The sequence below is a fragment of the Ectopseudomonas oleovorans genome, assembly GCF_003052605.1.
Classification (GTDB): domain Bacteria; phylum Pseudomonadota; class Gammaproteobacteria; order Pseudomonadales; family Pseudomonadaceae; genus Aquipseudomonas; species Aquipseudomonas oleovorans_A.
Genome location: NZ_QASO01000111.1, coordinates 1 through 15468, shown reverse-complemented (window position 1 = coordinate 15468; position 15468 = coordinate 1). Strand labels below are relative to the sequence as shown.

Here is a 15468-nt window from a genome sequence, read left to right as displayed (position 1 = left end):
GTGTCACTGCACACCCTACGAAAAGCCGTCCGTCCGACAGTTGATCTGTGGCGTAACACCAGGGCAGCGCCAAGTCGTTGAAACGCTAGTCAGGTTTTCTGACAACGCAATGATGGCGAAATGAAGCTTTTTCGTTTGTGCGGGTGGCGGAGGATGAGCGGGGCTGATGGCCCCGCCCGAAGCGCCTGCCGGGTAGGCTGGCGCAGACCCTAAGGTCAGGAGGAGAGAACATGGCGCCGGGCGGGTAGCCCCTGCAGGCAGTTGCGCCGTGTGGGTACAGCATGCCGCGGAAAGCTTTCAGTCAGCTTTCCACGCCGTTATCGGCTGCGATCAGCCGATGGTCATCAGGCTGGCGTTACCGCCAGCCGCCGCAGTGTTAACGCTCAGGGCGTGTTCCACCAGCAGACGTTCCAGGGCGATGTCGGTCTCGCCCTTGTTCAGGCCGTGTACACCGACGATGGCGCCCTTGCGCTGCGCCGCCTGCTCGCTGACTGCGCGCAACTGGTCGGAGTCGCCGTGGTGCAGGATGGCATCCAGCTCCACGTCGACGCTGTTCCAGTCGGCCACCAGCTGGATGTGCTTCTGCACCTCCTTCGGCAGTTCGGCATGCAGTGCGCGCTGGCTGTCCAGCCAGATCGCCTTGCTGCCCACGGCGAGGGTGGCGGCCAACTGGGCCAGCAGGTCGCTGCGCTCGTCGGCCAGGTTCAGCACCTGCTCGCGCGGCAGCAGGGTGTAGCTGTTGCGCTCGCCGGTCGGGCCGGTCAGCGTGTGGCTGCTGTAGCTCTGCGACAGCGCACGGTAGCGCTCGAACAGCGCGGCGATAGCCGGCTCCTGCTTGGCTGCCCATTCGGCGAAGGCGCTGCGCACTTTGTCCAGTTCGGCCGGAACCGGCAGGGCCTGCACCTCGGCCTGTTGCAGGTACTGGGCGACGGCTTCCTGCGGGCGAGTCGAGAGCAGACGATAGAGGTAGAGCGGGCCACCAGCTTTCGGGCCGGTACCGGACAGGCCTTCACCGCCGAACGGCTGCACGCCGACCACGGCGCCGACCATGTTGCGGTTCACATACAGGTTGCCGACCTTGGCCGTGCCGACCACCTGGGCGATGGTCTCGTCGATGCGCGTGTGCACGCCGAGGGTCAGGCCGTAGCCGCTGTCGTTGATCTGCTGCAGCAGCTTGCCCAGGTCCGCGCGCTGGTAGCGCACCACGTGCAGCACCGGGCCGAAGATCTCGCGCTTGAGCTCGTCGAAGCTGTCCAGCTCGATCAGGGTCGGCACGACGAAGGTGCCGCGCTTGATGTCGTCAGCGTTGACGCGCGCCAGTTGGGTGACCTTGCGGCCTTTCTCGCGCAGCTTGGCGATGTGCGTGTCGATACCGGCCTTGGCTTCGGCGTCGATCACCGGGCCGATGTCGGTGTTCAGGCGTTCCGGGTTGCCGAGGGTGTACTCGGCCATGGCGCCCTTGAGCATGGTCAGCACGCGGTCGGCCACGTCGTCCTGCACGCACAGTACGCGCAGGGCCGAGCAACGCTGGCCGGCGCTGTCGAAGGCGGAGGCGATCACGTCCATCACCACCTGCTCGGTCAGCGCCGAGGAGTCGACGATCATGGCGTTGAGGCCACCCGTTTCGGCGATCAGCGGAATGGTGCGGCCCTGGGCATCCAGGCGCCCGGCTATGTTGCGCGCAAGGATGCCGGCCACCTCGGTGGAACCGGTGAACATCACCCCGCGCACGCGCTCGTCACCGACCAGCCGCGCACCGACGGTTTCGCCACGGCCCGGCAGCAACTGTACGGCACCAGCCGGTACACCGGCCTCGAGCAGGATGCGCACGGCCTGGGCGGCGATCAGCGGCGTCTGTTCGGCCGGCTTGGCCAGCACGGTGTTGCCGGCGGCCAGGGCGGCGGCCACCTGACCGGTGAAGATCGCCAGGGGGAAGTTCCACGGGCTGATGCACACCACAGGACCCAGCGGGCGGTAGCTGTCGTTGCTGAAGCTGCGTGCCTGAGCGGCGTAGTAACGGAGGAAATCCACCGCCTCGCGCACCTCACTGATGGCGTTGGCGAAGGTCTTGCCGGATTCGCGCACCAGCAGGCCCATCAGCTGCTGCATCTCGCCTTCCATCTGGTCGGCGGCGCGCTCCAGCACGGCGGCGCGCTCGGCCGGCAGGGTGGGCTGCCAGATCTGCCCGCTGGACAGGGCGCAGAGTAGCGCGCTCTTGATGTCGGCCTCGCTGGCCTCGTGCACATGGCCGACCAGGTCGCGGTGGTCGGCCGGGTTGCGCACCGGCTCGGCCGGGCCCGGGGTGGGCGTGTCGCAGCCGAGGATCGGGCCGGCGACATAGACGTTATTGGTCGACGACAGCAGCGCCGAGGACAGCGAGCCCAGGCGGTGTTCGTTGGCCAGGTCGATGCCTTCGGAGTTCAGTCGGGCCTCGCCGTAGAGGTCGCGCGGCAGCGGAATGCGCGGGTGCGGCAGGCCGAGGGTGCCTTCCTGGGCGGCCATCTGCTCGACCTGCTGTACCGGGTCGAGCACCAGGTCTGTCAGCGAGATGCTGTGGTCGGCGATGCGGTTGACGAAGCTGGTGTTGGCGCCGTTTTCCAGCAGGCGGCGTACCAAGTAGGCCAGCAGGGTTTCATGGCTGCCCACCGGTGCGTAGATGCGGCACGGGCGGTTCAGCTTGCCGTCGGCGATCTTGCCCACCACCTGCTCGTACAACGGCTCGCCCATGCCGTGCAGGCACTGGAACTCGTACTGGCCCGGGTAGTAGTTCTGCCCGGCCAACTGGTAGATGGCCGACAGCGAGTGGGCGTTGTGGGTGGCGAACTGCGGGTAGATCGCTTCCGGTGCTGCCAGCAGCTTGCGTGCGCAGGCCAGGTAGGACACGTCGGTGTACGGCTTGCGGGTGTACACCGGGTAGCCTTCCAGGCCGCCCACCTGGGCCAGCTTGATCTCGCTGTCCCAGTAGGCGCCCTTGACCAGGCGGATCATCAGGCGATGGCGGCTGCGCTTGGCCAGGTCGATGACGTAGTCGATCACGTACGGGCAGCGCTTCTGGTAGGCCTGGATGACGAAACCGATGCCGTTCCAGCCGGCCAGCGATGGCTCGAAGCACAGGCGCTCGAGCAGGTCCAGCGACAGCTCCAGGCGGTCGGCTTCCTCGGCGTCGATGTTGAGGCCGATGTCGTACTGCTTGGCCAACTGAGTCAGGCCCAGCAGAGTCGGGTACAGCTCGTCCATCACCCGGTCGTACTGGGCGCGGCTGTAGCGGGGGTGCAGGGCGGACAGCTTGATCGAGATGCCCGGGCCTTCGTAGATGCCGCGACCGTGCGAGGCCTTGCCGATAGCGTGGATGGCCTGCTCGTAGGAGGCCAGGTAACGCTTGGCGTCTTCCGCGGTCAGCGCGGCTTCACCGAGCATGTCGTAGGAGTAGCGGAAGCCCTTGGCTTCCAGGGTGGCGGCGTTGGCCAGGGCTTCGGCGATGGTTTCGCCGGTGACGAACTGCTCGCCCATCAGGCGCATGGCCATGTCCACGCCCTTGCGGATGACCGGTTCGCCGCTCTTGCCGATGATGCGGTTGAGCGCCGAGGTCATGCCGGCTTCGGTGTGGGTCGACACCAGTTTGCCGGTGATCAGCAGACCCCAGCTCGCCGCGTTGACGAACATCGATGGGCTCTGGCCGAGGTGCTGGCTCCAGTTGCCGTTGGCGATCTTGTCGCGAATCAGCGCGTCGCGAGTGGCCTTGTCCGGGATGCGCAGCAGGGCTTCGGCCAGGCACATCAGGGCCACGCCTTCCTGCGACGACAGCGAGAACTCCTGCAGCAGGCCCTGCACCAGGCCCTGACGGCCACTGGCGTTCTTCTGGTTGCGCAGCTTTTCGGCGATGCCGAGAGCCAGTTTCTGCGAGGCCTCGGCCTGCTCCTTGTTCAGGCGCGCCTGCTCCAGCAGCATCGGCACCATTTCGTTTTCCGGGCGGCGATAGGCGCTGGTGATGGCGGCGCGCAATACCGACTGCGGGAGGATGCTCTCGGCGAAATCGAGGAACACCTGCAGACCCTGCTCGGTCAGCGACTCCAGCGCTTCTTCACCGGCGGCAGCGGCCAGGCCGGCATGCTCGGCGGGCGTCAGGCCACTCTCGACTTGCTCCAGGTAATTGAAGATCGCCTGCTTGATCATCCAGTGCGGCGTACGGTCGATCTGCGCAGCGGCCTTTTTCAGGCGTTCGCGGGTGGCATCGTCGAGTTTTACGCCAAGAGTGGTGGTAGCCATGGAGAATCCTGCTTGTCAGTTATGCACGTTAGAAATTGCCTGGAGCAATTTCGTCGCCTGCGACGGCCTTAAGGGTTGCCGCCTGTTGAGGGGGGGCAGCAAAAGCTGCAGGAGATTAAACCTGCTCAGGTGCTTGGTGCAACCAGGTGCAACCAATTGTTTCGATCGTCCGACGGACGTTCGGTTTGCTTTCACTGCTGCGCTGTAACGCTTGTCTTTCAAGGGGTGCGGGCCATGAAGCGCATTCGGTGGCCTGGCCTGGAGCAAGATGAAACACCTCGATCAGGTCAGCTTGCCGATGCGCTGCATCATCGTGGTGCAACCTCGGTTATACCCATGGGCGCGAGTGCATCAATGCGCTCATCCGCATCGCTGACGCTATCGCGACTGGGTAACACCTGCTGAGCATAGACTGCCTGGCGTGGGCGATATGGCTCCCGTGAGCCGAAAGGGTGCAGGGCGCGGATGGTGGCAATGAGCACTGTGGAGTCGGAGCGTGGAGGCAGGAAGCGTGCGCGTCGGGAGACGCGAGGGATGACGCTAAAGCGCGCCCAGAATCAACTGCGCCGCCACCGTGAACATCATCGCCGCCACGCCCAGATCGATCAGGCGCCAGGTCAATGGCTTTGCCAACCAGGGCGCCAGCCAGGCCGCGCCGAGCGCCAGAGTGCTGAACCAGAGAAAGGAGGCGCTGGCCGCGCCTGCGGCATAGGCGCCGGGTTCAGGTTGCTGGGCACCGAGCGAGCCGATCAGTAGCACGGTATCCAGATAGACGTGCGGGTTGAGCAGGGTGACCGCCAGCGCTGCGAGCATCACTGTGCGCAATGAGCGCGGTTCGCTACCGGCCGCCTGCAGCGATTGCGGGTGCGCGGCGCGCAGTAGCGCCTGGCTGCCATACCAGATCAGGAAGGCGGCGCCACCCCAGCGGGCGATGGCCAGCAAGGTCGGGCTCTGTGCCAGCAGGGTGGCCAGGCCGAACACGCCAGCGGCCACCAGCAGGGCATCGCAGACGATGCACAGGGCTGCCACTGGCAAATGATGTTCGCGGCGCAGGCTCTGTGCCAGGACGAAGGCGTTCTGCGCACCGATGGCCATGATCAGACCGATGGCCACCAGCAGGCCGTTGCTGTAACTCTGCCACATCCGTCGTATTCCTTGGGTTTGGCGCCGTTGGCGCTGAGTGCTGGCGAGTCTGCTCCGGCTGGATGTATAAGAGAAACCAATATTGCTGATCGCTCATTAGGAAAATCGATTGTTCGACTACAAACTTCTCGCCGCATTGGCAGCCGTGGTGGAGCAGGCCGGCTTCGAGCGCGCGGCGCAGGTGCTGGGGCTGTCGCAGTCGGCGGTGTCGCAGCGCATCAAGTTGCTCGAGGCGCGGGTTGGCCAGCCGGTGCTGGTGCGCACTACGCCGCCGGCACCTACCGAGATCGGCCGGCGTCTGCTCAACCATGTGCAACAGGTGCGTTTGCTCGAGCGTGATCTGCAGGGCCAGGTGCCGGGGCTGGATGAGCAGACCCTGCCCGAGCGTCTGCGCATCGCCATCAACGCTGACAGCCTGGCGACCTGGTGGGCGGCGGCAACCGCTGACTTCTGCGCCACCCGGCAGGTCTTGATGGAGCTGGTGGTGGAGGATCAGGAGGTCGGCCTCAAGCGCATGCGCGCGGGCGAGGTGGCCGCTTGCGTGTGTGCCGCCGAGCGCACTGTGGCAGGGGCGCGCAGCCTGGCGCTGGGGTCGATGCGTTATCGCGCGCTGGCCAGCCCGGCTTTTATCGCCCGGCATTTTCCCGCCGGAGTCACGCCAGCGGCGCTGGCACGTGCGCCGGCCATCGTCTACGGCCCGGATGATCAGTTGCAGCATCGCTACCTGGCTGCTCTCGGCATCACCGGGGCTTTTGCCTATCACCTGTGCCCATCGTCGGAAGGCTTCGTGCGTCTGACCGAAGGTGGTCTCGGCTGGGGCCTGGTGCCTGAGTTGCAGGTACGCGGGGAGCTGGCCAGCGGCAGGCTGGTGGATCTGCTTCCCGAGCGCTACATCGATGTGCCGCTGTACTGGCATCACTGGCGCAATGGCGGTGAGTTGCTGGCCGGGCTGACCGAGCATCTGCGTCGCGCCGCTGGCAGTGCGTTGGTGCAGGCCGGGCGTGATTCGTGAGGCAGCGTCCGCCCGGGTGGCCAAGGCTTGCCGGGTCGCTGTTCTGGCCAGCGCCGACAACGCAGGGCCGGGGTGGCGCTGCTAAAGTGCGGCCATTACAAGAATCGAATGCAGGGGATGGTGGATGAAGATTCTGGTCACCGGCGCGAGCGGTTTCATTGGCGGACGTTTTGCCCGCTTCGCCCTCGAACAGGGCCTGGCGGTGCGGGTCAACGGGCGACGTGCCGAGGGTGTGCAGCACCTGGTCAGGCGCGGTGCCGAATTTGTCCAGGGCGATCTCGGCGATGCCGAACTGACCCAGGCGCTATGCCGGGATGTCGAGGCGGTGGTGCACTGCGCGGGCGCGGTGGGCGTGTGGGGCGACTATGCGCATTTTCATCAGGCCAACGTCACGGTCACCGAGAATGTCGTCGATGCCTGCCTCAAGCAGAAGGTGCGGCGCCTGGTGCATCTGTCCTCACCGTCGATCTATTTCGATGGCAAGTCCCATGTCGATATTCGCGAGGAGCAGGTGCCCAAGCGCTTCTCCGATCACTACGGCAAGACCAAGTACCTGGCCGAGCAGCAGGTGTTCGCCGCGCAGGAGTTCGGCCTGGAGGTGATCGCCGTGCGTCCGCGCTTCGTCACCGGCGCGGGTGATACCAGCATCTTCCCGCGCTTGATCGGCATGCAGCGCAAGGGTCGCCTGGCGATCATCGGCAATGGTCTGAACAAGGTCGACTTCACCAACGTGCACAATCTCAACGACGCCTTGCTCAGCTCGCTGCAGGTGGGCGGGGCGGCGCTCGGCCAGGTGTACAACATCAGTAATGGCGCGCCGGTGCCGCTGTGGGACGTGGTCAATTACGTGCTGCGCCGCCTTGAGTTGCCGCCGGTGACGCGGCATGTGCCGTTCCCGCTGGCCTACGCCGCGGCGACGCTCAACGAAGGCGTGTGTCGGGTGCTGCCGGGGCGGCCCGAACCGAGTCTGTTTCGCCTTGGTGTGGCGGTGATGGCCAGGGATTTCTCCCTGAACATCGACCGTGCCCGCGAGTACCTTGGCTACGAACCCCGGGCCAGTCTGTGGGATGCACTGGATGAGTTCTGCACCTGGTGGCAGGCGCAGATGGGACCTCAGGCGTAGATGCGTTGGCCGCGATAGATGCGTACCGAGCCGGTTGGCGCGCCGACTGGTATCTCGACGGCGGCCAGTGGGGTGGTCGATGCGCGCTGCGGTTGATCGGACAGTTCGGCCAGGCGCTGGCCGAGGCGGCGGGTTTCTTCATCGTCGGATTTCAGGCTGCCATCGAGCATGGCGCCGACTGCGTTGGGCTGGCTCAGGCGAATGTCCACGTCCTGCTCTTCGCGTAGACGGCGACGCAGCGCTTTCATGCAGTCCAGTACTTCTTTGTTCAGTTCCATTGCCACTTCTCCCGATTGGTTGAAGGGTCACGGGTTCAGGCCTTCCTCACCATCCGTAACCGCGCCAGCCGTAATCCTTCGGCTGGGACACATCTTCGTGCTTTGCAGAACTCTCAGGCCGCCTGCTGGCTTGTGAGCGACGCGCTATCGGCTCGTTCACGACGGAAGAAAAAGCAAAGTGCGTACCAGTTCATGTTTTGCGGAACTGCTGGGCTGCAGGCGAGTCGATGGCCCTGTCGCGCCCTTCGTCGGTGCGCAGCGCACCTGCTTGGCGCGACGCTGATGGTGTAATGGTGAATCGGTATACTGCGCGGCATTTCCGTTCATTCGTTCCAACCATAGGTCCGACCATGCGTAACGACGCCAACGACGAGCTCGACAATCTGCCCAGCCTGACTCCGGAGCGCCGTGAGGGTTTCGCCGAGCCGCGTGAGGAGCCCGCTGCGCGTAGCAGCCGCGTGGCCAGCAGCAAGGCTGCAGTGGCCAAGGGCGCCAGTACCGGGCCGCTGTGGGCGCTGGTTGGCGCGCTGAGTTTCGCCCTGGCCGGCCTGAGCTGGTGGAGCCTGCAGCAGATCGGCCTGATGGAGCAGCGCCTGGTGGCGACCCAGGAAAGCTTCGCGCGCATCAGCGAGGAGGCGGCCGGACGAATTCAGGATATTTCCGGCAAGGTGGTGGCCACCGAGTCCAGCGTTACTAGCGGCAACGAGGCACTCAAGCTGCAGGTCAAGCAGCTGGAAAATCGCCTGGTCGAGCTGGGCAAGCAGCAACAGCAGAGCGCCACGGCGCAGGCAGCGCTGGACAAGCGCATCGAACAGTTGAGGGCGGAGCTCAAGAGTGGCATCGGCGCCAACGCCGATTTCGACAAGCGTCTGCAGGCGCTCTCCACCGAGCAGGCGGCGCTGAAATCCGCCCTGGCGGACGTCAAGGCGACCCAGGCTGAACTGGCCAAGCTCGATACCCGCATCAAGGCCCTCGGTGGCGATATCGATGCGCTGAAGAAGCAGGGCAATCCGGCGCAATTGATCCGTAGCCTGGAGCAGGATCTGCTGGTGCTGCGCAGCGAGCTGGACAACCGCCCGGCCGCCAGTGCCGGGCCGAATACCGCCGAGTTCGATGCTTTCCGCGCGCAGATGACGCGCAACATCAATACCCTGCAGAGCCAGGTGATGAATCTGCAGCAGCAGATCAATCAGCGCTGAGTGCCACCATCTCGATAAACGAACGCCCCGCAATGCGGGGCGTTCGTTTATTGGTCGCGGCTAAAGCCCCTCCCACGGGATATCGCTTGTGGGAGGTGCATTAGCTGCGATCTCACAGACGCGGATAGTCGATATAGCCGACCGGGCCGGAGCCGTAGAAGGTTTCCGGGTGCGGCTCGTTCAGCGGCGCGTCCTGTTCCAGGCGCTGCGGCAGGTCCGGGTTGGCGATGAAGGGGATGCCGAAGGCCACGGCATCGGCCTTGCCTGCGGCCAGCCAGGCGTTGGCCTGCTCCTTGGTGAAGCGCTCGTTGGCGATGAACACGCCGCCGAATGCCTGCTTGAGCTGCGGCGACAGGCTGTCGTCGCCCTCCTTCTCGCGGGCGCAGATGAAGGCGATGCCGCGCTTGCCCAGTTCGCGGGCGACGTAGCCGAAGGTCTCGGCGCGGTTGGCGTCGCCCATGTCGTGGGCGTCGGCGCGCGGCGCCAGGTGCACGCCGACGCGGCCGGCGCCCCACACCGAGATGGCGGCGTCGGTCACTTCCAGCAGCAGACGCGCGCGGTTCTCGACGCTGCCGCCGTACTGGTCGGTGCGCTGGTTGGTGCTGCTCTGCAGGAACTGGTCGAGCAGGTAGCCGTTGGCGCCGTGGATTTCCACGCCATCGAAACCGGCGGCCATGGCGTTCTCGGCGCCTTGACGATAAGCCTCGACGATATCGGCGATTTCTTCGGTCTCCAGCGCACGTGGGGTGACGTAGTCCTTAAGCGGACGGATCAGGCTGACGTGGCCGGCCGGCTTGATCGCGCTGGGAGCGACCGGCAGTTCGCCGTTCAGGTAGATGGGGTCGGAGATGCGGCCGACGTGCCACAGCTGCAGGACGATCTTGCCGCCATTGGCATGTACCGCCTGGGTGATGTTGCTCCAGCCGCGGATCTGCGCATCCGACCAGATGCCGGGGGTGTTCGGGTAGCCCACGCCCATCGGCGTGACGGCAGTGGCTTCGCTGATGATCAGGCCGGCCGAGGCACGCTGTACGTAGTACTCGGCCATCAGCGCGTTGGGCACGCGGTCTTCGTCGGCGCGGCAGCGGGTCAGCGGTGCCATGATGATGCGGTTGTTCAGGTGCAGATCACCGATCTGGATGGGGTCGAACAGTGTGGGCATGGTGGTTTCTCCGAGGGAAAGGTCAAATCAGAGTTGCTGGCCGAGGCGCTCGACGAAAGCCTGGATCAGCTCGTCGTTGCGCTTGAAGACGTGCCACTGGCCGACCTTGCGGCTGGTCACCAGATCGGCGCGTTGCAGGGTGGTCAGGTGGGCGGAAACGGTGGATTGCGAAAGCCCGGTACGCAGGTAGATCTTGCCGGCGCAGACGCCGATCTCCAGCGGATGCTCCTGCTCGGCGAAGTGGCGCTCGGGCTCCTTCAGCCAGTAGAGGATGTCGCGGCGCACGGGGTGGGCGAGGGCCTTGATGATGGTGTCGATGTCCATGGCAATGTCGGTGTGTATCGTCATGGGACGAATTTTATATCGTCTCTGGGCGATATACAGATTGATTGTGCCAATAGTCCCCATCAACAGCTTCGATTGTCCTGCTCAGGGCGGTAAGCTCGTGTCATGAACTACCTGGCCCATCTTCATCTTGGCGGCGATGCGCCGCCGCAACTGCTCGGCAGCCTGTATGGCGACTTCGTCAAGGGCCCCCTGGCCGGACGCTGGCCGACTGAGATCGAAGCGGCCATCCGCCTGCACCGGCGTATCGACGCCTTTACCGACAGCCACCCGCTACAGGCGCGCGCGCGTGCCCGGTTTCCCGCCGCGCGGCGCCGCACGGCCGGCATGCTGCTGGATCTGTTCTTCGACCATTGCCTGGCCCGCGATTGGGTCGAGTATGCGGCGCAGCCGCTGGATCATTTCACCCGCGAGGTGTACCGGGTGCTGGCCGCCGAACCGGAGTTGCCGGGACGCCTGGCGCTGATGGCGCCGCGCATGGCGGCGCAGGACTGGCTCGGCAGCTACCGCGAGTTCGCGGTGCTGGAGCAGGTGATCGCCGGCATGCAGCGGCGCCTGTCCAGGCCGCAGTTGCTCGACGGCAGCCTGGCCGAGCTGGAGCGGCTGTACCAGCCGCTCAGCGAGGATTTCCGCGCCTTCTACCCCGAGCTGATCGCCTTCGCCCGTCAGGCGTAGGGCGGGGGTACCCCGCCAGCCCGGCTAACGGCGGGTTGCACCCGCCCTACGGGCCTGTGCATGCAGGCCGAAGCGCCGCACCACCCACTTCTCCAGTTCCGCCGCGCAGAACAGTGCCAGGCCGGCCAGCAGCACGCGCAGCCATTCATCAAAGCTCAGCCCGGTGGAGCCGAACACCTGTTGCAGCGGCGGGGCATAGGTGAACAGCATCTGCAGCACGATGCAGGCGGCGATGGTCAGCAGCACGACCCGATTGCCCAACAGGCCGTCGCGGCTGAGTACCGAGCCGAAGATGCTGCGGCTGTTGAGCAGATAGAAAATCTCGCACATCACCACGGCATTGACCGCGATGGTGCGGGCGCTCTCCAGGCTGTTGCCACGCTCAAGCTCCCAGAGGAACAGGCCGATGCCGGCGCCGGCGATCAGTACCGACACCATCACCACGCGCCAGACGAAGAAGCCCGATAGCAGCGGCTCGTTGGGCGCCCGTGGCGCGCGTTTCATCAGCCCGCGTTCGGAGGGCTCGAAGGCTAGCGCCAGGCCCAGGGTGCTGGAGGTGACCATGTTGACCCACAGTACCTGTGCCGGGGTCAGTGGCAGCACCACCTGAAAGAGGATGGCGAAGATCACGATCAGCGATTGGCCGCCGTTGGTGGGCAGGGCGAAGAGGATGAATTTCTTCAGGTTGTCGTAGATCGCCCGGCCTTCGCGCACGGCGCCGGCGATGGTGGCGAAGTTGTCGTCGGCCAGCACCACTTCGGCCGCTTCCTTGGCCGCCTCGGTGCCCTTGAGCCCCATGGCCACGCCGACGTCGGCGCGCTTGAGCGCCGGGGCATCGTTGACCCCGTCGCCAGTCATCGCCACCACCTGGCCACTGTCCTGCATGCATTGCACCAGACGCAGCTTGTGCTCGGGGCTGGCGCGGGCGAACACCTCGATGCCGGGCAGTACCTCGCGCAGGCGGCGCTCGTCGAGCAGTTCCAGTTCCGCCCCGGTCATCGCCGGCATGCCGACGCCGATGCCCAGTTGCGCGCCGATGGCGCGGGCGGTTTCTGCGTGATCGCCGGTGATCATCTTCACCCGGATGCCGGCGCGCTGGCATTCGGCGACGGCGGCGATGGCCTCGGCACGCGGCGGGTCGATGATGCCGACCAGTGCCAGCAGGGTCAGGCCGCTTTCCACGTCGGCGAAATTCAGCGTGCGTTGTTCGGCCGTCGCCGGCTTGCTGGCCAGTGCCAGCAGGCGCAGGCCACGCGCGGCCAGGTCGGTGGCCTGGCGGCGCCAGTAGTCGGTATCCAGCGCCTCACTGCTGCCATCGGCGCTGCGCTGGTTGCTGCACATCTCCAGCACGCGCTCGGGAGCGCCCTTGAGGTAGACCAGGCCATGGCCGGTGTGGTCGTGGTGCAGGGTGGCCATGAAGCGGTGTTCGGATTCGAACGGAATTGCGTCGCTGCGGGGCAATTGTGTGCGCAGCGACTGGATATCGAGACCACTTTTCAGCGCCAGGGTCAGCAGCGCGCCTTCGGTCGGGTCGCCATGTAGTTGCCAGTGGCCGGCGGCGTCCTGTTGCAGGCGGGCGTCGTTGCACAGCTGGGCGGCACGGGCGATCTCCAGCAGTTCGGTGTCGGGCTCAAGCAGCTTGCCGTCCTGGTGAAAGGCGCCTTCCGGGGCGTAACCGACACCGGAGACATCGAGGATGCGGCTGGCGCTGACCACGCGTTGTACGGTCATTTCGTTGCGGGTCAGGGTGCCGGTCTTGTCCGAGCAGATCACCGTCACCGAGCCCAGGGTTTCCACCGCCGGCAGGCGGCGGACGATGGCGTTGTGGCCGGCCATGCGCTGCACGCCGAGGGCGAGGATCACCGTCATGATCGCCGGCAGACCTTCGGGGATGGCCGAGGCGGTCAGTGCCACCACCATCATGAACATCTCGCCGGGGTTCTGGCCGTGCCAGAGGATGCCGAGGATGAAGGTGGCGAACGCCAGGATCAGGATGATCACCGCCAGCCAGCGGCTGAACTGTTCGATCTGTCGCAGCAGTGGCGTGGACAACGCCTGCACCTGCTGCAGCATCGCGCCGATTCGGCCGAGTTCAGTGTTGGCACCGGTCGCTACCACCACGCCGCTGGCCTGGCCGCTGCTGACCAGGGTGCCGGAATAGGCCATGCAGCGACGGTCGCCGAGCGCAGCATCCTTGCTGCAGTGCGCCACGGATTTTTCCACCGGCACCGATTCGCCGGTCAGCGCCGCTTCCTCCACCAGCAGGTTCTTCACGCTGATCAAGCGCAGGTCGGCTGGCACCTTGTCGCCGGAGGCCAGCAGCACCACGTCGCCGGGCACCAGCTGAGCGGCATCGATCTCGTGGCGTTCGCCCGCGCGCAGCACCATGGCGCGTGGCGAGAGCATGCTGCGGATGGCGTCCAGTGCATTTTCCGCCTTGCCCTCCTGGATGAAGCCGATGATCACGTTGATCAGCACGGCGGTGAGGATCACCGAAGTATCGATCCAGTGGCCGAGCAGGGCGGCGATCAGGGCGGCCGCCAGCATCAGATAGAGCAGCACGTTATGGAACTGGTAGAGCAGGCGCAGCAATGGCCCCCGGCGTTGTGGCGGCGGCAGGCGATTGGCACCATGCTGCTGCAGGCGCCGCTGCGCCTCGTCCTGGCTGAGACCGCTGGCGCTGCTGCGCTGCACTTTCAGGGCGTCCTGTGCAGTCAAGGCGTGCCAGGTGTGGTCGGTATATTCTGAGGGGGCATTGCCCATGGGGCGAGTCTCCTGCGGTGTCCGGGCCGTGCTCGCGGGCCAGCGTGCGGCGGGACGGCGAGTGTTGCGGGTTACCCTAAGTGCGCGTTAACGCACAGGAGCTGACCTGCATCAAGGACTGGGGCGTCGGCAGGCGTTTGAATGTAACGCGGTGTTAGGTTCTGTACGAAAAGTGCCTGTGCTTGGTGAAAATGGGGCCGGAATGCTCATCTACAGCTCGTAAACCCGAGTGCGAGCCCAGTCCGGATCTTATCCGTTTTTATGGGGGCGCCATCGGTATCGCCTGATCTTCGCCCGGCGACTTTTCGTACAGACCCTGGAATGCAATGGAGGAAACGAGATGATCAAGATTCTGGTAGCAACCGATCTGTCCGAGCGTTCGGCGCATGCGGTGCAGCGTGCCGTGCAACTGATTCGTCGTCAGGGTGGCGGTGAATGGGGTCTGTTGCATGTGATCGATGATGAGGCCCCTGCCGCCTATGTGCAGCGCCAGGTACAGCAGGCCGAGAGTCTCTTGCAGACCCAGGCCGAACGCCTGGGGGAGCAGGCCGGCAGTGTGCCGCGTGTGATTGTCGGCACGGGCGAAGCGGCCGCGGTGATCGTCGAGAGTGCGCAGGGCATGGGCGCCGATCTGCTGGTGGTGGGGGCGCATCGCAAGTCGACGCTGCGTGACTTCTTTGTCGGCACCACGCTCGAGCGCGTCGTACGCAGCAGTCATCTGCCGGTGCTGCGGGTCAACGGCCCGGTCACCCACGAGTACCGGCATGCCTTGCTGGCGATGGATCTGTCGCGTACCTCGCTGCAGGCATTGAGCCGGGCGCGCGACTTGGGCCTGGTGAGCCTGGATGAACTGCATGTGGCCAGTGCCGTCGAGCCTTTAGCCGCCGGCGCGATCATGGAGCCCGGGATCAGTGCCGAGGTGCTGGAAAACCAGCGCCAACTGCTGCGCCAGCAACTGCAGGAACGCCTGGCGGCGGTCGGCGCGTGCCTGAATGACGAGCGCCTGCTGGTGCAGATCGGCTCACCGGAAGGGGTGATCGGCGAGGCGCTACGCCAGAGTGGCGCGGACCTGCTGGTACTCGGTACCCATGCCCGTGAAGGGGTTTCGCGCTTCTTCCTCGGCAGCGTCGCCAGTCGCCTGCTGGCCTCGCTCGACAGCGACGCGCTGATCGTACCGCCGGCTGACTGAGCGGCTACGACCTGTAGCCCAATGAACTCCGGGGCACCCTTGGCAAAGCCCCCGGATTGCATCCGTATATGGACTCCTCCCGTTTTGCCAGTGAAATAATCTGCCTCTGAACCTAGGTACGACTGCTTCCGTATATTCGACTTCTGATAAGGCGTTAGCCTTGAGCCATGATGAATTTCGCTCCTGTGCGCCTAACCGGGCTAGCGGCCTTGCAAAGCAGAGGGCCGATGGATGCAGCAGGTTACACACAGGTCGGTGCGACCGGTTCGTCATCAGTTCATGTCACTGTGCAATCGAGTGGATCTCTACTACG

General features: G+C 65.4%; 11 protein-coding genes. 5 read left to right on the top strand and 6 right to left on the bottom strand.

All coding sequences use genetic code 11. The features are described 5' to 3' along the window. Positions 1-330: 330 nt before the first annotated feature. Together putA and DBO86_RS18280 are read right to left on the bottom strand one after the other, a co-directional pair. On the bottom strand, positions 331-4266 hold the full coding sequence (gene putA, locus DBO86_RS18285; RefSeq protein ID WP_108234451.1) for a trifunctional transcriptional regulator/proline dehydrogenase/L-glutamate gamma-semialdehyde dehydrogenase: 3936 nt from the start codon (positions 4264-4266) through the stop codon (positions 331-333). Positions 4267-4806: 540 nt separating this feature from the next. Continuing rightward, a complete protein-coding gene (locus DBO86_RS18280; RefSeq protein ID WP_074860195.1) occupies positions 4807-5409 on the bottom strand; it encodes a LysE/ArgO family amino acid transporter in 603 nt (200 codons plus the stop codon). A gap of 109 nt (positions 5410-5518) precedes the next feature. Between DBO86_RS18280 and DBO86_RS18275 the strand changes: the two genes are divergently transcribed. Together DBO86_RS18275 and DBO86_RS18270 are read left to right on the top strand one after the other, a co-directional pair. Further along, on the top strand, positions 5519-6421 hold the full coding sequence (locus tag DBO86_RS18275; protein WP_108234450.1) for a LysR family transcriptional regulator ArgP: 903 nt from the start codon (positions 5519-5521) through the stop codon (positions 6419-6421). Positions 6422-6545: 124 nt separating this feature from the next. Next, positions 6546-7544, top strand: coding sequence for an NAD-dependent epimerase/dehydratase family protein (locus DBO86_RS18270; protein ID WP_108234449.1), 999 nt, complete (start codon positions 6546-6548; stop codon positions 7542-7544). On the opposite strand, the gene DBO86_RS18265 is transcribed toward DBO86_RS18270, so the two are convergent. Continuing rightward, positions 7535-7822, bottom strand: a complete 288-nt coding sequence (locus tag DBO86_RS18265; RefSeq protein ID WP_003459588.1) for a hypothetical protein — start codon at positions 7820-7822, stop codon at positions 7535-7537. The two genes, DBO86_RS18270 and DBO86_RS18265, sit on opposite strands and share 10 nt — an antisense overlap. Before the next feature lie 350 nt (positions 7823-8172). Between DBO86_RS18265 and DBO86_RS18260 the strand changes: the two genes are divergently transcribed. Then, a complete protein-coding gene (locus DBO86_RS18260; RefSeq protein ID WP_104729169.1) occupies positions 8173-9021 on the top strand; it encodes a coiled-coil domain-containing protein in 849 nt (282 codons plus the stop codon). A gap of 112 nt (positions 9022-9133) precedes the next feature. Here DBO86_RS18260 and DBO86_RS18255 read toward each other — a convergent pair whose 3' ends face one another. Both DBO86_RS18255 and DBO86_RS18250 read right to left on the bottom strand, forming a co-directional pair. After that, positions 9134-10183 carry an alkene reductase gene (locus DBO86_RS18255; protein ID WP_108234448.1) on the bottom strand — a complete coding sequence of 350 codons (1050 nt, stop codon included), beginning with the start codon at positions 10181-10183 and terminating at the stop codon, positions 9134-9136. Between the two features lie 27 nt (positions 10184-10210). Next, complete coding sequence (locus tag DBO86_RS18250) at positions 10211-10531, bottom strand: ArsR/SmtB family transcription factor (RefSeq protein ID WP_108234447.1); 321 nt, start codon at positions 10529-10531, stop codon at positions 10211-10213. Positions 10532-10633: 102 nt separating this feature from the next. On the opposite strand from DBO86_RS18250, the gene DBO86_RS18245 reads away from it, so the two are divergent. Then, positions 10634-11203, top strand: a complete 570-nt coding sequence (locus DBO86_RS18245; protein ID WP_003459592.1) for an acyl carrier protein phosphodiesterase — start codon at positions 10634-10636, stop codon at positions 11201-11203. A 24-nt stretch (positions 11204-11227) separates the two neighbouring features. Here DBO86_RS18245 and DBO86_RS18240 read toward each other — a convergent pair whose 3' ends face one another. Next, positions 11228-13966 carry a cation-transporting P-type ATPase gene (locus DBO86_RS18240; RefSeq protein WP_108234446.1) on the bottom strand — a complete coding sequence of 913 codons (2739 nt, stop codon included), beginning with the start codon at positions 13964-13966 and terminating at the stop codon, positions 11228-11230. A gap of 340 nt (positions 13967-14306) precedes the next feature. On the opposite strand from DBO86_RS18240, the gene DBO86_RS18235 reads away from it, so the two are divergent. Next, entirely contained in the window at positions 14307-15155 is an 849-nt protein-coding gene (locus tag DBO86_RS18235) for a universal stress protein (RefSeq protein ID WP_003459594.1), read from the top strand. Positions 15156-15468: the final 313 nt, after the last annotated feature.